The organism is Micromonospora citrea, assembly GCF_900090315.1.
Lineage (GTDB): Bacteria > Actinomycetota > Actinomycetes > Mycobacteriales > Micromonosporaceae > Micromonospora > Micromonospora citrea.
Map to the genome: position 1 here is coordinate 6,000,702 of NZ_FMHZ01000002.1, position 19,659 is coordinate 6,020,360.

At 74.9% G+C, this 19,659-nt stretch carries 16 protein-coding genes; 11 read left to right on the forward strand and 5 right to left on the reverse strand.

The features are described from left to right. The first annotated feature begins 164 nt into the window (after nucleotides 1-164). Entirely contained in the window at nucleotides 165-788 is a 624-nt protein-coding gene (locus GA0070606_RS27485) for a dihydrofolate reductase family protein (protein ID WP_091106022.1), read from the forward strand. Nucleotides 789-921: 133 nt separating this feature from the next. Here GA0070606_RS27485 and GA0070606_RS27490 read toward each other — a convergent pair whose 3' ends face one another. Continuing rightward, entirely contained in the window at nucleotides 922-1,890 is a 969-nt protein-coding gene (locus GA0070606_RS27490) for a GlxA family transcriptional regulator (protein WP_245724835.1), read from the reverse strand. Between the two features lie 124 nt (nucleotides 1,891-2,014). Here GA0070606_RS27490 and GA0070606_RS27495 point away from each other — a divergent pair, with 124 nt between their 5' ends. Beyond that, the gene (locus tag GA0070606_RS27495) at nucleotides 2,015-3,436 is read left to right on the forward strand and encodes a DJ-1/PfpI family protein (protein WP_176737439.1); all 1,422 of its coding nucleotides are present in this window, start codon (nucleotides 2,015-2,017) and stop codon (nucleotides 3,434-3,436) included. Here the strand turns inward: GA0070606_RS27495 and GA0070606_RS27500 are convergent. Beyond that, nucleotides 3,425-3,907 carry a cysteine hydrolase family protein gene (locus tag GA0070606_RS27500; protein WP_176737440.1) on the reverse strand — a complete coding sequence of 161 codons (483 nt, stop codon included), beginning with the start codon at nucleotides 3,905-3,907 and terminating at the stop codon, nucleotides 3,425-3,427. The genes GA0070606_RS27495 and GA0070606_RS27500 overlap by 12 nt on opposite strands. Before the next feature lie 64 nt (nucleotides 3,908-3,971). Here GA0070606_RS27500 and GA0070606_RS27505 point away from each other — a divergent pair, with 64 nt between their 5' ends. The 3 genes from GA0070606_RS27505 (at nucleotide 3,972) to GA0070606_RS27515 (ending at nucleotide 6,603) form a co-directional block, all read left to right on the forward strand. Next, the gene (locus GA0070606_RS27505) at nucleotides 3,972-4,988 is read left to right on the forward strand and encodes an aldo/keto reductase (protein ID WP_091106041.1); all 1,017 of its coding nucleotides are present in this window, start codon (nucleotides 3,972-3,974) and stop codon (nucleotides 4,986-4,988) included. A 1-nt stretch (nucleotide 4,989) separates the two neighbouring features. Next, on the forward strand, nucleotides 4,990-5,445 hold the full coding sequence (locus GA0070606_RS27510) for a MarR family winged helix-turn-helix transcriptional regulator (RefSeq protein ID WP_091106044.1): 456 nt from the start codon (nucleotides 4,990-4,992) through the stop codon (nucleotides 5,443-5,445). A gap of 288 nt (nucleotides 5,446-5,733) precedes the next feature. After that, nucleotides 5,734-6,603, forward strand: coding sequence for a GNAT family N-acetyltransferase (locus tag GA0070606_RS27515; protein ID WP_091106045.1), 870 nt, complete (start codon nucleotides 5,734-5,736; stop codon nucleotides 6,601-6,603). A gap of 32 nt (nucleotides 6,604-6,635) precedes the next feature. On the opposite strand, the gene GA0070606_RS27520 is transcribed toward GA0070606_RS27515, so the two are convergent. Both GA0070606_RS27520 and GA0070606_RS27525 read right to left on the reverse strand, forming a co-directional pair. Continuing rightward, entirely contained in the window at nucleotides 6,636-7,631 is a 996-nt protein-coding gene (locus GA0070606_RS27520) for a DUF1152 domain-containing protein (protein WP_245724836.1), read from the reverse strand. 3 nt (nucleotides 7,632-7,634) lie between these two features. Further along, nucleotides 7,635-8,633, reverse strand: coding sequence for a helix-turn-helix transcriptional regulator (locus GA0070606_RS27525; RefSeq protein ID WP_091106048.1), 999 nt, complete (start codon nucleotides 8,631-8,633; stop codon nucleotides 7,635-7,637). A 114-nt stretch (nucleotides 8,634-8,747) separates the two neighbouring features. Here GA0070606_RS27525 and GA0070606_RS27530 point away from each other — a divergent pair, with 114 nt between their 5' ends. Next, nucleotides 8,748-9,149: a RidA family protein gene (locus tag GA0070606_RS27530; protein ID WP_218106068.1), complete on the forward strand. Its 402-nt coding sequence runs from the start codon at nucleotides 8,748-8,750 to the stop codon at nucleotides 9,147-9,149. A gap of 62 nt (nucleotides 9,150-9,211) precedes the next feature. On the opposite strand, the gene GA0070606_RS27535 is transcribed toward GA0070606_RS27530, so the two are convergent. Next, entirely contained in the window at nucleotides 9,212-10,330 is a 1,119-nt protein-coding gene (locus GA0070606_RS27535; protein WP_091106053.1) for a methyltransferase, read from the reverse strand. 370 nt (nucleotides 10,331-10,700) lie between these two features. Between GA0070606_RS27535 and GA0070606_RS27540 the strand changes: the two genes are divergently transcribed. The 5 genes from GA0070606_RS27540 (at nucleotide 10,701) to GA0070606_RS27560 (ending at nucleotide 19,605) form a co-directional block, all read left to right on the forward strand. After that, nucleotides 10,701-12,323 carry a cytochrome P450 family protein gene (locus GA0070606_RS27540; protein ID WP_091106056.1) on the forward strand — a complete coding sequence of 541 codons (1,623 nt, stop codon included), beginning with the start codon at nucleotides 10,701-10,703 and terminating at the stop codon, nucleotides 12,321-12,323. Between the two features lie 40 nt (nucleotides 12,324-12,363). Further along, entirely contained in the window at nucleotides 12,364-14,982 is a 2,619-nt protein-coding gene (gene lanKC, locus GA0070606_RS27545; protein ID WP_091106067.1) for a class III lanthionine synthetase LanKC, read from the forward strand. A gap of 346 nt (nucleotides 14,983-15,328) precedes the next feature. After that, on the forward strand, nucleotides 15,329-17,149 hold the full coding sequence (locus GA0070606_RS27550; protein ID WP_218106069.1) for an ABC transporter ATP-binding protein: 1,821 nt from the start codon (nucleotides 15,329-15,331) through the stop codon (nucleotides 17,147-17,149). A gap of 40 nt (nucleotides 17,150-17,189) precedes the next feature. Next, entirely contained in the window at nucleotides 17,190-18,449 is a 1,260-nt protein-coding gene (locus GA0070606_RS27555; protein WP_141721858.1) for a cytochrome P450, read from the forward strand. A 112-nt stretch (nucleotides 18,450-18,561) separates the two neighbouring features. Then, nucleotides 18,562-19,605 (forward strand): radical SAM protein, encoded by a 1,044-nt coding sequence (locus GA0070606_RS27560; protein ID WP_091106073.1) that lies wholly within the window; start codon nucleotides 18,562-18,564, stop codon nucleotides 19,603-19,605. The last annotated feature ends 54 nt before the right edge of the window (nucleotides 19,606-19,659 follow it).

Sequence of the window (19,659 nt, forward strand, 5' to 3'; positions counted from 1 at the left end):
GGCTCTCCACGGCCGGCGGTGCCGGGCGACCCCACCCTCGTCGCCCGGCACCGCCCACGCGGGATCCTCCTCGACCCTGTTCGGCGAGGCGGACCGATGAGTCCGGCGTCGGCGGGCAGTCTTCGTTACGGCAGACGTCTGCGACTTCCCGCACAGGAGGATCCATGAGTACCACCGAGCGGCGCGGCCCGGTGAAGGCCGCCATCACCGTGTCACTGGACGGCTACGTCACCGGTCCCGACGATCGGGCGGGCCAGGGCCTCGGCGTCGGCGGCGAGCGGCTGCACCACTGGGTGATGGGCGGCCCGTGGACCTACGACACGGACCACGAACCCGGCGCCGGCATGACCGACCCGGACCGCGCCTACTACGACACGCTGCTCGAGGGGACGGGCGCCGCCCTCTGCGGCCGGGGCATGTACGACAGCGCCGGCGCCTGGGGCGGCCGGAACCCGTTCGAGGGCACCCTGGTCGTGCTCACCCACCGCACCGAGGACCAGCCCGACCCGAGCACCGGTTTCCTGATGGTCGACGGGTTCGACGAGGCGCTGGCGGCGGCACGACGGGCGGCCGGCGACGGCGGCGTCGCCATCGGCGGGGGTGCTGACGTCATCCGGCAGGCGCTCCGGGCGGGGGTGGTCGACGAACTCGGCATCTCCACCGCTCCGGTCGTGCTCGGCGGCGGGAAGCGGCTCTTCGAGGGCTTCGACCGGGACATCGACCTCAAGATCCTTGCGGTCCACCAGTCGCCGTACGCCGTCCACACCCGGTACGCCGTCGTGCGCTGAACGCCCCGGTCCGGCAGGACGGACCGACGTGCCGGGCCCGCCGGCGTTCGACGGCCGGGCCCGGCACCGGCTCCGCCACCGACGCCGACCGGGGGGCGCGGACGCGCCCTACGACGTCGTGGCGTCCGCGCGGTCACCGCAGTTCGGAGCGGGCGACACGGTAGTGCGACGGCGAGACGCCGTAGGCGCCGAGGAACGCCTGGCGCAGGGCCTCGACGGTGCCGAAGCCGCAGCGCCCCGCCACCGCCTCCACCGTCAGGTCGGTGCGGGTGAGCAGATGCGCGGCCGCCTCCACCCTGGCCCGCCGCACGAAGCTGCCCGGTGCCACCCCGGTCTCCCGGCGGAACAGCCGGGCGAGGTGCCGCTCGCTGACCCCGGCGAGCCGGGCCAGCGCCGCCACCGAGAGATCCGCGTCGAGGTGCGACGAGATGTGCGAGACGGTGTCGTGCACCAGCGAGTGCCCCGCCGCGGGCGGCGCCGTGAACATGCTCATCTGCGCCTGGTCGCCGGGCCGCTGGAGGTAGGTCACCAGGTGGCGCGACACGTCTCTGGCCAGCGCCGGCCCCTCGTCGGCCTCGATGAACGCCAACGTGAGGTCCAGCGCCGCCGTCACGCCGGCCGAGGTGCACACGTCGTCCTCGGCGATGAAGATCGGATCGCTGTCGAACACCACCCGCGGAAACCGCGCCTGAAGGTACGCCGCGTGATGCCAGTGCGTCGCGGCCCGCCGCCCGTCGAGCAGGCCCGCCGCGGCGAGCACGCCCGCGCCGGTGCACACGGACGCGACACGGCGCGCCTCCCGGCCGAGCCGACGGACGTGCGCGACGAGGCGCTCGTCCCGCATCGCGTCCACGTAGCCGATCCCACCGGAGACGACGAGCGTGTCCAACGGCCCGCGAGCCCGCTCCAGCGCCATCTCGGCGTGCACCACCAGCCCGGTCGCGGTGCGGATCGGGGCGCCGCCGGGCGAGGCCAGCCGGAGCCCGTAGATCGCGCGGCCCCGCAGGTGGTTGGCCATCTGCAGCGACGCCATGACGCAGGCGATGTCGAGCAGTTCGGCCGCGGGATAGCCGACGACCAGGACGCGACGTGTGGACCCCACGGTGCCCACGCTACGAGCCGCGCCGCCGGCTGACGACACGTCCGTAGGACAGCCGACCCAAGTTTCCGGACCGATGCCCGCCCGCGCGTCGCCGCGACGACGACCCGCCACGGATGGTGGGTCCATGGCAGCCACCGAACCCGTCCGGAGACGAATCGCACACATCGCCGTCATCACGGTGGCGGCGCTCGCCGTGCCCACCGCCGTCGGGACGCTGGGCGTCCGGCGAGCGGCCGAGGAGGTCTATCCCCAGCGCGTCTCGGACGTCGCCCCGCCCGAGCGCCCGGCGCCCGTCCTGGATCCGGGCCGGCCCACGGTGGCCGTCGTGCTCGGCGCGGCGGGCGCCAACGTCGCCGACGCGCTCGCGCCGTACGAGGTGTTCGCGGCGACGGGCCGGTTCAACGTCGTGACCGTGGCGCCGACGTCCGACCCGGTGACGTTGACGGGCGGCCTCGACCTCGTTCCCGACCTGAGCTTCGCGGAGCTGGCGGCCCGGGCGTCCGAGCCGCCCGATGTCGTCGTCGTGCCGCAGCTGCACGGTCCGACCTCGGACGTGGTCGACTGGCTGCGCGCGCAGCGGCGGCAGGGCGCACCGCTGTTGCTGAGCGTGTGCGTCGGCGCCGAGGTGCTCGCCGACGCCGGGCTCCTCGACGGCCGGCCGGCGACCTCGCACTGGCTCAAGCTGATCGGGCTGCGCCGCAGCGATCCGGACGTGAACTGGACCGAGGGCGTCCGGTTCGTCGACGACGGCGACATCGTCACCACCGCGGGCGTGCTGTCCGGCATCGACGGCGCGCTGCGGGTCGTGGAGCGCCTCGTCGGTCCCGCCGAGGCCGAGCGGGTGTCCCGCGAGCTGGGCTGGTCCGGCTACCGACCAGGCGGTCCGGTCGCCATCGCCGACGAGGACCCGCAGCCGCGCGACCTGGTCGCGCTGCTGAGCGCCGCGTACCGGTGGAACCGGCCGACGACCGGCGTGCTGCTGACCGACGGCGTGGGCGAGATCGAGCTGGCCGCCGCCTTCCGTCCCTACACCGAACTGTCCTATCTGGCCCGCCTCCGGGCGTTCAGTCTCGACGGCCGGGCCGTCCGGTCCCGGCACGGCCTGACGTTCCTGCCCCGCGCCGCCTGGCGCCCGGCGGACCCGGGATTCGACCGGGTGCTGGTGCCCCACGGTGCTCCTCCCGTCGCCCTCGGCGACACGTCGATCCCCGTCAGGGCGCTGCACGACGCGGGCGAGTTCCCGTTCGACGGGGCGCTGCGCGACATCGCCGACACCTACGACGTCGCCACCGCCCGCTGGGTCGCCAGGTCCCTGCAGTACCCGGTGCCCGACCGAGGGCTGCCCGGACCCCGTTGGCCGTGGCTGCTCACCGTGTCGCCGCTGCTGCTGGCCGGCGTCGGCGCGGGCACGGTGATCCTGGCCGGCCGCGTCCTGGCGCTGCGGCGGCGGGACCGGCCTGGCGGGGGAGCCACCGTGCCGGCCGGACCGACGCCGGACAGCTCCGCCCCGCCGGGCCGCGCGTCGCGGCGCCGCCTACGCGCGTAGCGTCACGCCCCGGTCGCGCAGGTCGTCGAGGGTACGGCGGTGTCCCTCCGGTGTGTTCGCGGCGATCGCCGGCAGGAGTACGGACACCTCGTAGCCCAGCCGTAGCGCGTCGACGGCGGTGCTGGCGATGCCGCCCTCGGTCACCAGCCCGGCCAGCACGACGTCGTCGACCGCGTGGGCGCGCAGCGTGTCGTGCAGCGCGGTGCCGGCGAAGGCGCTGCGGTCGTACTTGTCGACGACCGGCTCGCCGTCCTCGACGGTCACCTCGTCGACGAAGCGGGTCGTCGCCGAGCCCGGGCCGCCGTCCGAGCCGTCGAGGGCCAGGTGCCGCACGTGGACGACCAGGTCGCCGGACCTGCGGAACGACCGCCGTGCCCGCTCGGCGGCCCGAGCCGCCGCCGTGCCGCCGTCGGGTGCGTACCGCTCGACGACCCACTCCTGCAGGTCGATGAGGATCAGTGCCGTTGTCATCGTCGTCCCCTTTGGCAGTAGGCTGTCGGATGACAGAGTACTGCGACTGGGGGAGTGTGAGGACATGCGGACACGCGAGGTGGGCACCACCGGACGCCACGTCGGCGAGATCGGCCTGGGCTGCATGGGCATGAGCTGGGCGTACGCCGAAAGCACGCGCGACGACGCGGCATCGCGGGACGTGGTGCGCGCCGCCGTCGACGCCGGTGTCACCTTCATCGACACCGCCGACGTCTACGGCGACGGCCACAACGAGACACTGGTCGGTGCGGCGTTGTCCGGCCTGCGCGACACCGTGTTCCTGGCCACCAAGGCCGGGCTCGTGGTCGACGACATGCGGGCCAGGAGCCTCCGCCGCGACGGGTCGCCCGAGCACCTGCGCGCCGCCGTCGACGCGTCCCTGAAGCGCCTCGGCACCGACCACATCGACCTGTGGTATCTGCACCGCGTCGACGACACCGTGCCGTTGGTCGAGTCCTGGGCCGCCATGGCGGAGATGGTCCGCGCGGGCAAGGTCCGCCACCTCGGCCTGTCGGAGGTCACCGTCGAGCAGGCCGCCGCCGCGGCCGCGGTGCACCCGGTGACCGCCGTGCAGTCCGAGCTGTCGCTGTGGACCCGCGACGCGCTCGGGCAGCCCGCCCCGGGCGCACCCGTGGCCGCCGTCGCCGGCGGCGGGGCGTCCGACGCCGGCGACGTGGTCGGCTGGTGCGCCGCCAACGGCGCCGCGTTCGTGCCGTTCGCGCCCCTCGGCCGGGGCTTCCTGACCGGCGCGATCGACGCCACCACCCGCTTCGAGGAGAACGACCTGCGGGCCGGCAACCCGCGCTTCACCAGCGAGGCCCGCGCGTCCAACGCCCGCATCGTCGACACCGTGCGCGCCGTCGCCGACCGCCACGGCGCGACCCCCGCGCAGGTCGCGATCGCCTGGGTCCTCGCGCAGGGACCGCACGTCGTCCCCATCCCGGGCACCCGCCGGCTCGGGCACCTCGCGGACAACGTCGGCGCCGCCGACGTCACGCTCACCGCCGCCGACCTCGCCGCGCTCGACGCCGCCCCGACCGCCGTCGGCACCCGCTACTGACATGGAACGGCTCGGCCTCGTCATCAAACGCGCCGAACAGGCGCTGATCGCCGAGAAGACGCGCGTGCTGCAGGAGTTCCACCTGACCGTCCCGCAGTACGCGGTGCTGCTCGTCCTCCTGCGGGCCGCGGAGGCGTCCGCCGCGCAGCTCGCCCGCGCCTGCCTGGTGACCCCGCAGACCATGGCGACCGTGCTCGCCAACCTCGAGGAGAAGGGGCTTGTCGAACGGGCGGCGTCGCCGCTGCACCAGCGGGTCAGGATCGTCCGGCTGACGGCCGAGGGCGCCGACCTGGCGCGCCGGGCGGACCCGGCCGTCCTCGCCGTCGAGCAGCGGCTGGCCGACGCGTTCGGCGTCGACGAACGGCGGGTGTTCACCGAGCACCTGGAGCGGGCCATCGCCGCCCTCGCCCCCCGGGACGACACACCGACGCGACAGCCCGGCCGCGACCGGCCGTAGCGCCGCGCACGGCGAGACCCGGGGGCCCGGCCCCACCGGACACGTCCTACGTTCTGCTCTGCGGTTCGCTGTTCGTCATGGGCCTGGGCATGGGCGGCGGCGGTCCGGCGCCACGAGCCGCCCCGTGTCTCGCCGGCGCGTACGCCGCTCCCGCACTCGCCCGGCGGCCGAGGACGTGACGGCCGCCGCTCGCCCCTGACGAAACTGCTGTCCGCCCGTCACCCCAGCTCACCGAACCGGCGGGAAATTCGGGTGCGCAGGGCCGGCCGGGTGGTATGCGATCGGGGGATGACGATCACGATGGGCAGGCCGGGGGTCGACGGGCTCGGCGACGTGGTGCGGGTGCTGGGGGAGTGGCAGCACGACACCGGGCCCGTACAGCTGCATCCGGGCGACGTGGGATGGTTCTGGCGGTTCGGCGCCGAGCGGACGGCGCAGGCCACGCGGACGTGGAGCCGGGCCGGGGAGGTGCTGGCGATCGGGCTGCTGGACGGCGCGGACCTGCTGCGGGTGGCGTTCGCGCCGGAGGCGTTGCGGGACGAGGAGCTGGCGCGGCAGGTGGTCGAGGACGCGTCGGCGCCCGAGCGCGGGGTGCTGCCCGAGGGGCGGACGTACGTCGAAGCGCCGACGGGAGCCCTGGTCCGGGAGCTGTTGCCCGGCCACGGCTGGGCGGTCGGCGAGCCGTGGACGCCACTGCGGCGTGACCTCGGCGCGCCCGTGCCGGAAGCCGGCGTTCGCGTCGAGGCGATCGGGCCGGAACAGGCGCCCGAGTGGGCCGCGGTCATGCGGGCGTCGTTCGACGGGTCGACGTTCACCGAGGAGCGCTGGCAGGCCATGGCGGCGGGTACGCCGTATGCCGACGCCCGGTGCCTGCTCGCCCGCAACGAGCAGGGCGAGGCGGTGGCGGTCGTGACGGTGTGGTCGGCGGGCGAGGGAAGGCCGGGGCTGATCGAGCCGATGGGGGTGCACCGGGCCCACCGCGGTAACGGCTACGGCCGTGCGGTCACGGCCGCCGGGGCGCGCACCCTGCGGGACTCGGGTGCGTCCAGCGTGCTCGTGTGCTGCCAGAGCGCCAACGTCGGTGCCGTCGCCACCTACCGGTCGGCCGGCCTCGAGCGGTTGCCCGAGAGACGCGACCTGTACCGCGACGCCTCCTGAAGCGGACGCGCTCCGGTCGTACGCCGAGGCCGTCAGTGGGGATACGCGCGGGGGATGCGCGCGCCGACGAGTTCGTCGCGGAACGCCTGGATCCGCGTGATGACCTGGCGCCTGCCGATGGTGTTCTCGATGCGGTCGAGATACAGGCACCGGGCCGCGAGCTTGTCGAGGTCGACGGTGAAGTAGATCGCCATCAGCGGGTTGACGAACAGGTCGCCGCCGCCGGTGCGCCGGGTGAACCGGACGTCCCCGAACGCGCCGCCGGTGGCGGCGGCGATCTGTCCCTGGACGATGCTCGGCCGGTCCGGGGTGGCGGCCCGGGCGTCGGCGACGGCATCGCGGTACAGCGCGGCCTCCCGACTGGAACCGGGGATGGACAGGGCGCCGAGGTAGCCGCCGTCGCGCTCCAGCGCGGCGAGGTTCTCCAGCACCTGGACGTGGTTGACGCCGTCGTAGGCGTCGATGCCGAAGCCGAGACTGGTCACCAGTTTGACCGGCACGTCCAGCGCGGCCACGGCGGCCAGGCTGGTGATGTCCTCCACCGGCGTGCCGAGATCGCTCTCGTCGCCGCGCAGCAGGACGTCGGTGCCGCCGTCGACCAGCACCACCGCGTCGATGTCGAGCTGTTCGACCAGGTGCCGGTACGCCGCCCGCAACGGCTGGACCCCGAGCGGCGGGAAGGCGTACACGGTCGACGGCAGACCCTGCGCCGCCAGCCACCGGGCGAGCGTCCCCTCGGGGAAGTACCAGTCCGGGCTGGCGGTGTCCGGCCGCACCGCCGCGACGTGCTCCGCCACCCACGCGTCCCGGTCGATCAGCTCGAGCTCGGAGAAGGACAGGCTGGCCAGGTGCACCCGTGCGCCACCCTGCCAGAGGGCGAACGCCAGCGGCAGGCCGGCGTACACGTCGAAGCCGCCGCCCGCCCCGGCGACGAGGATGTTCCGCGCGGGAGCCAGCGCGGCGAACAGCGGCGGGACGGCCAACGAGAACGCACCGGGGGCGGCCGGCGGCGCAACAGGATCGATCACCGCTCAATGATCAGCCACGACGGTGCCCGCGGGCGACACCTCGTAGCGGGTGACGATCGCGGCGGCGCGGTCGCGCAGGGCGCCGCGCAGCCACTGCGGGGCCAGGGCCTCCGCGTTCGTGCCGAGCTGCCACAGCGCCCATTCGGCGTGCCTGCGATCCTGGAAGGTCACCTCCAGCCGCAGCCAGCCGTCCGCGTCGGCCTCCTCGGCGAGCACGGCCAGCGCGGTGCCCACCAGGTCCTCCCGCCGCCGCGGGTCGAGCCGCACCAGCACGAGCACCTGGTCGCCGCCGGTGCGGAACCGCGTGCTGCGGTCCTGCCAGGCCCGGTCCAGATCGACCCGGTCCGGCCGCTGCGCGGCTTCGGCGAGTTCCTCGGCGGCCAGGACCCGGGACAGCCGGTAGGTGCGGTCCGCGCCGGACCTCGTGGCCAGCAGGTAACCCTGCTCGCGTACGGTGACCAGGCCGATCGGGTCCACCGTGCGCCACTGCGGCGCCCGGCCCACCGCCGCGTAGCGGATGCGCAGCCGGTGCCCGGCCAGCACGGCGCGCCGGATCTCGGCCACGATGCGCTCGGGGACCTCGTCGGCGACCAGCCGGCGCGACAGCAGGTCGGTCTCCGGGTCGATGAGCAGTCGCTCGATCGCGCCCGCCGCGATGTCCCGACTGCTCTCGGGCAGCGCGTCGACCACCTTGAGCATGGCCGAGGCGAGCGCCGAGCCGAGGCCGAACGCCTGCGCGCCGCGCCGCGAGCCGGCGACCAGCAGGGCGAGCGCCTCGTCGTGGTTCAGCCCGGTGAGCTCGGTCTGGAAGCCGGGCAGCAGCGCGAAGCCACCGTGCCGCCCGCGTTCGGCGTAGACCGGGACACCGGCCGCCGACAGCGCCTCGATGTCGCGCAGCACGGTGCGGGTGGAGACCTCCAGCTCGCGGGCCAGCGTGGCCGCCGACAGCCGCCCGCGCTGGCGCAGCAGCAGCACCAGCGACACCAACCGGTCGGCGCGCACCCGGAAACTATGCCAGAAATACACGACACAGGATGTCGTGATTGCCCTGCGAAGCTCACTGACACGTGGGGCCGGAAACCGGCGGCACCCGCACTTTCGACAGATGGAGCAGCAATGGCAGTGGAGCGTACGGCGGTCAACCCGTGGACCTGGTCGACCGAGCTGGGATACCACCAGGGTGAGGTCGTCTCCGGGCACACCCGGACCCTGTACTGCGCCGGACAGACCGCGATGAGCGGCGACGGCAAGCCCCAGCACGACGGTGACATGGCGGCGCAGCTGGCACTGAGCCTCGACAACCTGGAGGCCGTCCTCGGCGAGGCCGGCATGTCCCTGGCGAACCTCGTCCGGCTCAACGTCTACACCACCGACGTCGACCGGCTCTTCGAGCACTACGGCGTGCTGGCGTCGAGGCTCGGTGCCGCCGGGGTGGCGCCGACCACCACGATGCTCGGGGTGACCCGGCTGGCGATTCCCACCCTGATGGTCGAGCTGGAGGGCACGGCCGTCGCGTGACGCGACCCCGCTAGGACCGCCGACCGACCGGCCCGGGTGGCCGGTCGGTCGGCCACCGGTGGTCACGGCTTCCGGGCCACCACCAGCGTGTCCCGCTCGCCGAGCGGGCGCACCGCCAGGAGCTCGAAGCCGGCCCCGCCGAGCAACTGGCGGCACTCCCGCTCGGTGTACTCCGAGCTGCCCTCCCCGAACAGCAGCATGTCCAGCGCCGCCACCGGGTCGCCGCTGACGTCCGGCTGCTCCTCGCGCGTGGCCGGGTGGCGGGGCAGGCGCTCCTCGCCCGCGTCCGCACCGAGCAGTCCCTCGTAGACCACCAGGAGCCCGCCGTCGGCGAGCGCGTCGTACGCGCGCCGGACGAGCACCGCACGCCGCCGCGGAGACCAGTCGTGCAGCACGTGACCGAAGATCAGGGCGTCGGCGGCGGGCAGCGGATCGGCGAAGAAGTCGCCGGGCTGGAACGTCATCCGGTCGCCGAGCCCGCGCGCGGCGACGTACTCGGCGAAGGGGCCGGCGTTGTGCGGCAGGTCGAAGACCACACCCGACAGGTGCGGATGGGCCGTCAGCACGTACGACAGCAGGTGACCGCGCCCGCCGCCGACGTCGGCGACCCGCCGCACGGCCGCCCAGTCGACGGCCTCGGCGAGCAGCGGACCGATCGCCGTGGTCAGGGCGTCCATCAGGTTGAGGAACCGGCGCAGCCGCTGCGGGTCACGCGGCATGACCGAGTAGTCCGCCTCGGGCCGCCGGCCGCCCGTCCGCAGCGCGTCGGCGAGCCCGCCCCAGGCGGCGTAGTGCATGCGGTTCGCACGGTCGAGCAGTTCCCGGACCGGCGACCCGTTGCCCCGCACGAGGTGCCGTGCCGCCCCGGGCCCGTTCGCGTACCGGCCCGCCGCCCGGGTCAGCAGCCCGAGCCGGACGAGCAGGTCCAGGAAGGTCCCCGCCGCCCGCGGATGCAGGCCGAGCCGGGCGACGAGCTCGTCCACGTCCGACGACCCGGTCTCGTGCAGCGCGTCGAACACGCCGAGTTCCACCGCGCTGAGCAGCGCCTTCGACTCGCAGAACGCCAGGCCGAGCCGGAGCAGACCCGCCGGGTCCGTCTCGTCGACGGCCGGGGCGGCCACCGTCTGTGCGGGCGGAGGGCCGGTCCGGGGGCCGGCGACAGCGTCACGGGTGGGTGCCATGGCAGGCAGCATCGGGCCGGGCCGAGCCCCTTAGCATCGGGAAGACCCCTATCCCTCGACCGGGCCACCGTCCGTGGCTCGGGCCGCCGCGGCGTGCGCCGCGCGTGCGTCCTGCTCGGTTGCGTCGTCCGGTGGACGGCCGAGCCAGGTGGCGGGGCCGCCGCCGGCGTGTCGGGTGCCCGACGTACGTCCTGGTCGGCGCGGGCCCTCCGGCGACGGCCGCGCCTCTTCGCCGGCAGGCCGCTGCCGCGTCCGGCGCCGCCGCTCCCGCACGAAGGCGGGATCCCGCCCGTGCCCGACGCGACGCGACCACTCGGCTTCGCGGTGTTTCCCCGATGCTAGGCGCGCCCGGCGACGGCACGCTTCCGGCATGCAGATCGATCAGGACGGACCGGCCGGCGGCGTCGACGTCGTGGTGTTCGGCCACGGGCCGGCCGTCGACCGGCTGGCGGAGGCGTGCCGGTCGACCGGCAGGCCGGTGCGGACCGTCACGCTCCCGGCGGAAGCGGTCGAACCGGTCGGCGGGATCGTCGACTTCCTGGCGCACCCGGACAGCCCGCACCGGGCGGTGCTCGTCGGCGCCGGCCCTCTCGGCGTCGCCGGCCTCACCGTCGCCGACCGGCATCCGGAACGGGTCGCCGCCGTCGTGGCGCTCGACCTGCCGGCCGCCCCGCCGGAGGCGGAGTGGGTGTCGTGCCCCACCCTCCTGCTCCCGCCGGCGCCGGCCGAGGTGGACCTGCCGGCCCTCGGGCCGTTCCTGGACCGGGTCGCCGCGGACCTCGACGACGCGTCGTCGTGCCAGGTCAGGCCGCCCGCGCTCACTCCCGCCCTGCTCAACGACCCGGAGACCCTGGGCCAGCTGCGCGCGGCGGGCCCGGTGCACCGCGTCTCGCTGGTCGCCACCACACCGACCTGGGTGCTCACCGGGCACGAGGTCACCACGACGACGCTGGCCGACCCGCGGCTGGCGGGTGAGCGGGAGATGACGGCCGGGTTCCGGTTGTCGCCGCCCGGCGAGAACACCGACCACCGGGGCGAACAGGATCTGGTGACCGTCGACGCCGAACTGCACGCCCGCCTGCGACGGCTGGTCGCCGCGCACCTCACACCGCGCCGGGTGGACGCGCTGCGGCCCCGGATCCAGCGCGAGACCGACCGGCTCCTGGACGCGATCGACCCCGGCTCGGTGACGAACCTGGTGGAGTCGTTCGCCCGCCCGCTGCCGATCGTCGTGCTCTGCGAACTGCTCGGCGTCCCCGAGGCGGACCGCGGGTACGTCGAGGACTGGCTGGTCCGCCGCATGCGGGAGTGGCCCCCCGACCCGCACGCCGACGTCGACGACTACCTCGTCGAGCTGATCGCCGCCCGCCGCGCCCGCCCCGGCGACGACCTGATCAGCGCGGTCGTACGGGCGGAGGGCGCGGCGCTGGACGAGGCGGACCTGGTCTCCGCCGCCCGGTGGCTCATGGTCGGCGGCCACCGCGCCCCGATGGCGCTGCTGGCCAACGGCGTGGCGGCGCTGCTGGGCGAGCCGACCCAGTGGCGCCGCCTGGTGGACGCCCCCGACCTGGTCGAGACCGCCGTCGAGGAGCTGATGCGGTACGTGACGCCGTTCCCGGTGGGACTGGCCCGGATCGCCTCGGCGCCGATCGACGTGGCCGGCCGGACTATCGCCGCCGACAGCCTGGTCGCGGCGTCGCTGATCGCCGCCAACCACGACCCGGCCCGGTTCACCGACCCGGACGCCCTCGACGTCGCCCGCAGCGCCAACCCGCACCTGTCCTTCGGGCACGGCCACCACTACTGCGTCGGGGCGGCGCTGGCCAGGGCCGAGGCGCAGATCGCCTTCGGCACGCTCGCCCGCCGCTTTCCCGGCATGCGGCTCGCGGTCGACACCCGCGAGCTGCACTACCGGCAGAACCGCATGCGTTACCTGCTCGAACTCCCGATCGTCCTCCGGCCGTCCGGGCCACCCGCGGCGACCGCCGCGTGACGCCCGGCCCGCCACCCCCTCTCCCGCAGGAGTCGCACCGATGGACGCCGCGTTTCCCCAACTGTTCGCCTACTGTCAGGCCGATCCGCTGTTCTTCGACTCGCCCCTGCGGATGGACGACCGGAGCAGCCGGTTCGCGGTGAGCCGCCGCCCGCTGCCCGACGGGTGGCGCGCCCGGGACAGCGACCTGTGGGTCGTGCTGGAGCCGCCGGGAACGCGCCTGCCGGAGCAGGGCTGGAAGATCCACGTCTCGTCGGCCCTGGACACCACGGAACAGGTCTGCGACCTGGTGGTGAGCTTCTGCCTGGACCGCGGCATCCCCCTGAAGTACCTGCGCAGCCGCGCCGCGTTCGAGCTGCTCAACAGCAAGTACGCCGACCGGGGCGGCAGCGGCAAGCTCATCACCGTGTACCCGCCGGACGAGGACCGGTTCGGCGAGGTGCTGCCGGAGCTGGCGGCGCTGCTGCGCGACTTCACCGGCCCGTACGTGCTCAGCGACCTGCGGTACGGGGACTCGCCGGTGTACGTCCGGTACGGCGCCTTCCGCCGGATGACGTACACCTCCCCGGACGGGGAACTCGTGCACGCCGTCCGCGCCCCCGACGGGCGCCTGGTGCCCGACGACCGCAGCCCGTTCTTCACCGTGCCGGAGTGGGTGACCGTGCCGGAGGTGCTGCACCCGTCGCTGGCGCGGATGGAGGCGGGCGGCGAGGGCGAGTTCCCCTTCGAGATCGAGCGGCCGTTGCACTTCTCCAACGGCGGCGGGGTGTACCTCGCCCGCACCCGCGACGGCGGCGGGTACGTCGTGCTGCGCGAGGCCCGCCCTCACGCCGGGCTCGACGGGACCGGCACGGACGCCGTCACCCGACTCGGCCGGGAACGCGAGATCCTGCGGCGCCTGCAGGGCCTCGACTGCGTCCCCCGGCTCCTCGACCACCTCGTGGTGTGGGAGCACCACTACCTGGTGCAGGAGTACATCGAGGGCAAGACCCTGATGGAGGAGGTCTTCGCACGGTATCCGCTCGTCGGCCCCGACCCGACCGCCGAGGCGCTCGCCGCGTACACCTCCTGGGCGACGGACGTCCTGGCCAGGGTCGACCACGCGCTGATGTCCGTGCACGCGCGCGGCGTACGCTTCGGCGACCTGCACCCGGGCAACGTCATCGTGCGCCCGGACGGCTCGGTCGTCCTCGTCGACTTCGAGATCGCGTCGGACCTGGCCCGCACGACACCCGTCGGCCTCGCCACCCCCGGCTTCACCGCGCCCCCGGGACTCTCCGGCCGGGAGGCCGACGACTACGTCCTGAACTGCCTACGGCAGTGGGTGTTCCTGCCGATCAGCCCGCTGACGGAGCGCTCCCCGGTCAAGCTCGCGACGCTGACCGAGGCCGTCGCCGCGCACTTCCCGGTCCCCGCCGGGTTCGCGCCGAGGATGCTGCGCCGGTTCACCGCCGGCCGCAGCCCGCTCGGCGAGGACGCCCCGGCCCGGATGTTCACCGCCGCGCGGCTCGACTGGCCGGCGATCCGCGACTCCATCGTGGCCGGTATCGCCGCCAGCGCGACACCCGACCGGCCGGACCGGCTCTTCCCCGGCGACCCGGAGCTGTTCGTCTCCGGCGGGTACACCGTCGGGCAGGGAGCGGCCGGTGTGCTGTGGGCGATGCGCCAGGCGGGGTGCGAGGTTCCGCCGGAGTACGTGGACTGGCTGACCGCCGCCGCGCGGCGCTGCGCCGACCCGCGCCCGGGGCTGTTGGACGGCCTGCACGGGGTGGCCGCGGTGCTGGAGTCGCTCGGCCGCCGCGACGAAGCCCTGGAACTGCTCGACCGCGCCCGCAAGCTGCACGGGGAGCTGGTCACCCCCGGCATCCAGGGCGGCCTCGCGGGAGCCGGCCTCAGCCTGCTGCACTTCGCCGGGATCACCGGCGACGAGGGCCTGCGGACGGAGGCGGTGGACCTCGGCCGGCGACTGGCGGAGCAACTCGACGCCGGCGACGCCGGGATGTTCCACCCCGACAGCCGCGTGGGCCTCCAGCACGGGCTCACCGGCGTCGCCCTGTACCTGCTGGAGCTGTACGAGGCGACGGGGGAGACCCGCCACCTCGACCTGGCCGGGCGGGCGCTGCGCCGCGAGGTCGACCGCGGCCACGTGCTGGCCGACGGCACGTTCCAGCTCCTGGAGGGCAACCGTTACCACGCGTATCTCAGCAGCGGCAGCATCGGGCTGGCGCTGGTTCTCGCCCGATATCTCGGGCGGCGGCCGGAACCCGGCTTCGACGACGTCGTCGACGGCGCCCGACGGGCCTGCCGGGCACCGTTCGTCCGCCATCCCTTCCTGTTCCTGGGCCGGGCGGGCACGATCGCGGCCCTGCGCCTGCTGGGCCGGCCCGAGGACCAGCCCGTCGTCGACGAGCACGTCCGCCGGCTCGGCTGGCACGCCCTGTCGTACCGGGGACACCTGGCCTTCCCCGGCAACCAGCTCCTACGGCTGTCCATGGACCTCACCACCGGCTCGGCGGGCATCCTCGCCGCCCTCGGGGTCGCCTTCGGCGACAGCACGTCGGTCGTCCCCCTGCTCGACCTGCGGGCACCCGCGCCCACACCGACAGGAGACGGCGGGGGCCAGGCGCACCGCCGCGCCCCGGCCGCGTCGCTCTCCTGAGCCCTGACCACCGGCGCGGACGGCCCGTCCCGCCGGGCGTCGCGTTCACCGGAACGCGTCGACCACCCCGCCCCGGCTTCCCGGGCGGCGAACCAGAAGGGAGGTGACCAGACATGGCCTACGTGCTCAAGCTCCAGGCGCTCAGCGCGCCGCAGGCGACCCGCCACCCGTGCTACAGCCACGTGACGTCGTACGCCGGCACGTGCGCCGCCGAGAACTGACACCTCGGCGCCTGACCCCGCCGCCACGTCGGGGCAGGGTGCGTGCGGTGTCGGGGGCCGGGCTCCGGTCTCCGACACCGCCGCACAGCAGTTCTTTCCCGTCCCCCACCCCGGTGAGGAATGCCGTGTCCACGTACCGAGCCCGACGCGACGAGGCGCCCGCCCGATCCGGCCCCGCCCCGGCAGCCGGCCCGAGCGGCGACGACGCGCCCCGCGCCGCCCCCGCCTGGCGGGTCATGCTGCGCTACCTGCGCCCGTCCTGGCGCTGGCTCCTGCTCGGCGGGGCGTTGAGCCTGGTCACCGGGGCGGTGGGGCTCGCCCTGCCGCTGGCCGTACGGCACCTCGTCGCCCGGCTCGCCGCCGGGGAGCCGACCACACCCGTCCTCCTCGTCATGGTCGCGCTCGTGCTGGTCACGCTGGTCAGCGGGCCCCTCGGCGTGTACGTGCTGCGCCGGACCGGCGAGTCGATCGTGCTCGCCGCCCGGCGGCGCCTGGTCTCGCACCTGCTGCGGCTGCGGATCTGCGCGGTGGACCACGCCGAGCCCGGCGACCTCATGTCGCGGGTCACCTCCGACACCACCCTGCTGCGCCAGGTCGCGACCGAGTCGTTGGTCGGGGCGGTCACCGGCGCCGTCATGGTGCTCGCCACGTGCACGGTGATGGGCCTGCTCGACCCGGTGCTGCTGGCGGTGACCCTCGCGGTGCTGGTCCTCGCCTTCGCCGTCGTCCGCCTCGCGATGCCCCGGGTCAACCGGGCCAGCCGGGAGGCCCAGAAGTCGGTGGGAGCCATGGGCGCCGCGCTGGAGCGGGCGCTCGGCGCCCTGCGTACCGTCAAGGCGTCCGGCGCCGAGCACCGCGAGGAGGTCCTCGTCCACCGCGCCGCCGGGGACGCCTGGCGGGCCAGCGTGCGCGCGGCCCGGTGGCTGGCGATCGGTGGTGGCGCCGCCGAGACGGCGATGCAGGTGGCCTTCTTCACCGTCCTCGCCGTCGGCGGGGCGCGGGTGGCCTCGGGGGCGATCGACGTCGCGACCCTGATCGCGTTCCTGATGTACGTCTACTACCTGGTCCTGCCCGTCCAGTCGCTCATCGGCGCGCTGAGCCAGTACCAGGTCGGCGCCGCCGCGGTCGCCCGCATCCAGGAGGCGGAACGGCTCCCCGCCGAGCCGCCCGTCGCGCCTCCCCCGCCGCGGGCCACGGTCGCGGCGCCGGCCGCCCTGGAGTTCCGCGACGTCCACTTCCGTTACGCGCCGCACCTGCCCGACGTGCACCGTGGGGTGACGTTCACCGTCCCGCCGCGCGGCATGACCGCCTTCGTCGGCCCGTCCGGGGCCGGCAAGACCACCCTCTTCTCGCTGATCGAGCGGTTCTACGAGCCGGCCGCCGGCAGCATCCTCCTCGACGGACGTGACGTGGCCGACTGGGGCCTGCCGGAGCTGCGGGCGGCGATCGGCTACGTCGAGCAGGACGCGCCGGTGCTCTCCGGATCCCTCCGCGACAACCTGCTCCTCGGCGCGCCCCACGCCGCCGAGGAGGACCTGCGGCGGGTGCTGGAGACCGCCCGCCTCGACGGGCTGGTGGCCCAGCTCCCCGACGGGCTGGACACGCTGGTCGGGCACCGCGGCACGAAGCTGTCCGGCGGCGAACGCCAGCGCGTGGCCATCGCCCGCGCGCTGCTGCGCCGCCCCCGGCTGCTGCTGCTCGACGAGGCCACCTCGCAACTCGACGCGGTCAACGAGGCGGCGCTGCGGGAGACGGTCGCGGAGGCGGCCCTCACCACCACCGTCCTGGTGGTCGCGCACCGGCTGTCCACGGTGACCCTCGCCGACCAGATCGTCGTCATCGACGCCGGAGTGGTGCAGGCCGTCGGCACCCACACCGAGCTGGTGGCGGCGGACCCCCTCTACGCGGAGCTGGCCGCCACCCAGTTCCTCGCCGCGACCGGCTGACGCCGGACTCCCCGTCCCCACCGCAGGAAGGCTTGTGTCGATGACCGCGATCGAAGCGAACCCGGTCGACGCCGGGGCCGGCAGTCCCGACCTGGCGGCGACCGTGGGCGCCGAACGGTGCCCGACGGGGCTGCCCGTCATCACCGCGCGGATGCTGGCCGCCGCCGACACGGTCCGTCGCATCCGCGAGGCCGGGCCGGTCCACCACGTCAACATGGGCGGCCGGGAGACCGGGCTGCTGCTCGCCGGGTACGACGCCGCGGCGAAGGCGCTGGCGGACCCGCGGCTGATGGGCGAGCCTCCGCAGGCGCTGGCGGCGCGCGCCGATCGGCGGACCGACGAGGACCTCCTCGACGAGGAGGACCTGTTCTTCCTCCCCGAGGAACAGCACCGAAGGCTGCGTCGGATGATCACCCGTCAGCTCACCCACCGACGGGTCACGGCGCTGGCCGCCCGGATCCAGGGCGAGATCGACGCGCTGCTGGACGCCGTGCCGACCGGTACGCCGGTCGACGCCATCGACGCCCTGGCCCGCCCGCTGCCGGTGGCCGTCCTATGCGAGCTGCTCGGCATCCCGTCCGACGGTCGCCGCTACATCCGCGACTACGTCTACGGGTGGATAGCCGAACTGGGCGCGGCGACGCCGGTCACCAGGAGCGCCGGGCTCGCGCTGGCCGACTACCTCAGGGCGCTGATCGTCGAGCGGCGCCGCGACCCCGGCGACGACCTCATCAGCGCGATGGCCCGGTCGGAGGGGCCGTCGACGTCGGAGGCGGACGTGCTCTCCGCCGTCCGCCTGCTGCTCGTGGCCGGAAACCGTCCCGTGACGACCCTGCTGGCCAGCGGCATCGCCACCCTGCTGCGACCGCGCGACCGGTGGCAGCGGCTGGTCGAGCAGCCGGACCAGCTGGACGCCACGGTCGAGGAGCTGCTGCGGTTCGTCACGCCGGCCGCCCTGTCGTCCCGGTACGCGAGGACGGACACCGAGGTCGCCGGCGTGCCGGTGGCCGCGGGGACCGGCGTGCACTGCGCGATGCGGGCGGTCAACCGCGACCCCGCCCGCTTCGCCGACCCGGACGTGTTCGACCCGCGAAGGCCGGACAACCCGCACCTCGCCTTCGGCCTCGGCCGCAAGCACTGTCTCGGAGCGGCCCTGGCCCGGGCCGAGGCCCGGCTGGCCGTCGGGACCCTCGTCCGACGGTTTCCCGACCTGACGCTCGTCGAGGACGTCCACCCCAGCGTGTCGCCGACGGGCCACCGGCAACTGCTGGTCCTGCTCGACCCGCGCTCCGCGCCCTGACCTCCCGCCGCCGCGCCCGGGCCGCCCGCCCCGGCCGCCCGCCCCCGTCCGGCCGCCCCGGAGGGCCGCGACACGCCCGCCCGATCCGCCCACCGCACGCCAGGAGCGCCGCATGGAGATACCCGACCGTCCTCTCGAAATCATCTGGGACATCACCTACGCGTGCCCGCTGCGGTGCTTCCACTGCTACTCCGAGTCGGGGCGACGGCCGAGCCGGCAGCTGAGCCGGCAGGACATGTTGCGCGTCGCGGAGCGCATCGTCGCGATGCGCCCGTACGGCATCTCCCTGGCCGGCGGGGAGCCGCTCCTGGCGGACGGGGTGTTCGAGGTCGCCGCTCGGATGGCCGACGCCGGCATCAAGGTCGCCCTCTTCACCGGCGGCTGGTCGGTACGCCCGGAGATGATCGACGACATCGTGCGCCACTTCTTCCGGGTGAGCGTCAGCCTCGACGGCGCGACGGCCGAGGTCCACGACCGGATCCGGGGCCGGCGGGGCTCGTTCGACCGGGCGATGGCCACCCTCCAGTTCCTCGACCAGAGAGTCGGCAGGCTCCGCCGCGACGGCGGGGACGCCCCGAGCTTCGGGATCGACTGCGTCCTGGTGCGCAGCAACTTCCACCAGGCGGAGGACTTCTGCACCCGGATCGCGCCACGCTTCCCCGCGCTGGGCTTCGTCTCCCTCGGCGCGGTGGTGCCCGAGGGGCTGGCCAGCCGGCCAGGGGTCGCCGAGCACGAACTGCTGACCGACGAGCAGGTCGGGCTGCTCGGCAGCGCCGCGTTCGCCGCGCGGCTGCGCTCCGTGGCGCCGCCGTCGGTCCAGGTGACCGCCACGGACAACCTGGCGTTGCAGATGCACCCGGACCGCATCCGCCGGGGTCAGTTCTTCCCGGCCCTGCAGGTCGAGCCCGACGGCGCGGCGCGCGCCATGCCGGCGTACGAGGGCACCGTCGGCAACCTGCTGACGGACCCGCCGGCGGAGCTGTGGCGGCGGGCGGTCGAGCGGTGGCACGACCCGTTCGTGGTGGAGACGCTGACGCCGGTGCGCACCATGCGCGAATGGGCCGACGCCACCCGGCGGATCGACCGTCACTTCGCCTCCCGGGCGGACCGGGCGCGCATCGAGCGCCGCCCCGACTTCCTGCCCGTCCGGCCCTGACCGGCCGACGGTGGACCGACCGAACCGGCCGCGGGAAGCTCGGGACGCGTTGAT

Excerpts from the sequence above, each read along its gene's own strand:
- GA0070606_RS27485 (WP_091106022.1), top strand. The coding sequence starts at position 165 with ATGAGTACCACCGAGCGGCGCGGCCCGGTGAAGGCCGCCATCACCGTG.
- GA0070606_RS27495 (WP_176737439.1), top strand. The coding sequence starts at position 2,015 with ATGGCAGCCACCGAACCCGTCCGGAGACGAATCGCACACATCGCCGTC.
- GA0070606_RS27500 (WP_176737440.1), bottom strand. The coding sequence starts at position 3,907 with ATGACAACGGCACTGATCCTCATCGACCTGCAGGAGTGGGTCGTCGAG.
- GA0070606_RS27505 (WP_091106041.1), top strand. The coding sequence starts at position 3,972 with ATGCGGACACGCGAGGTGGGCACCACCGGACGCCACGTCGGCGAGATC.
- GA0070606_RS27510 (WP_091106044.1), top strand. The coding sequence starts at position 4,990 with ATGGAACGGCTCGGCCTCGTCATCAAACGCGCCGAACAGGCGCTGATC.
- GA0070606_RS27515 (WP_091106045.1), top strand. The coding sequence starts at position 5,734 with ATGACGATCACGATGGGCAGGCCGGGGGTCGACGGGCTCGGCGACGTG.
- GA0070606_RS27530 (WP_218106068.1), top strand. The coding sequence starts at position 8,748 with ATGGCAGTGGAGCGTACGGCGGTCAACCCGTGGACCTGGTCGACCGAG.
- GA0070606_RS27535 (WP_091106053.1), bottom strand. The coding sequence starts at position 10,330 with ATGGCACCCACCCGTGACGCTGTCGCCGGCCCCCGGACCGGCCCTCCG.
- GA0070606_RS27540 (WP_091106056.1), top strand. The coding sequence starts at position 10,701 with ATGCAGATCGATCAGGACGGACCGGCCGGCGGCGTCGACGTCGTGGTG.
- lanKC (WP_091106067.1), top strand. The coding sequence starts at position 12,364 with ATGGACGCCGCGTTTCCCCAACTGTTCGCCTACTGTCAGGCCGATCCG.
- GA0070606_RS27555 (WP_141721858.1), top strand. The coding sequence starts at position 17,190 with ATGACCGCGATCGAAGCGAACCCGGTCGACGCCGGGGCCGGCAGTCCC.
- GA0070606_RS27560 (WP_091106073.1), top strand. The coding sequence starts at position 18,562 with ATGGAGATACCCGACCGTCCTCTCGAAATCATCTGGGACATCACCTAC.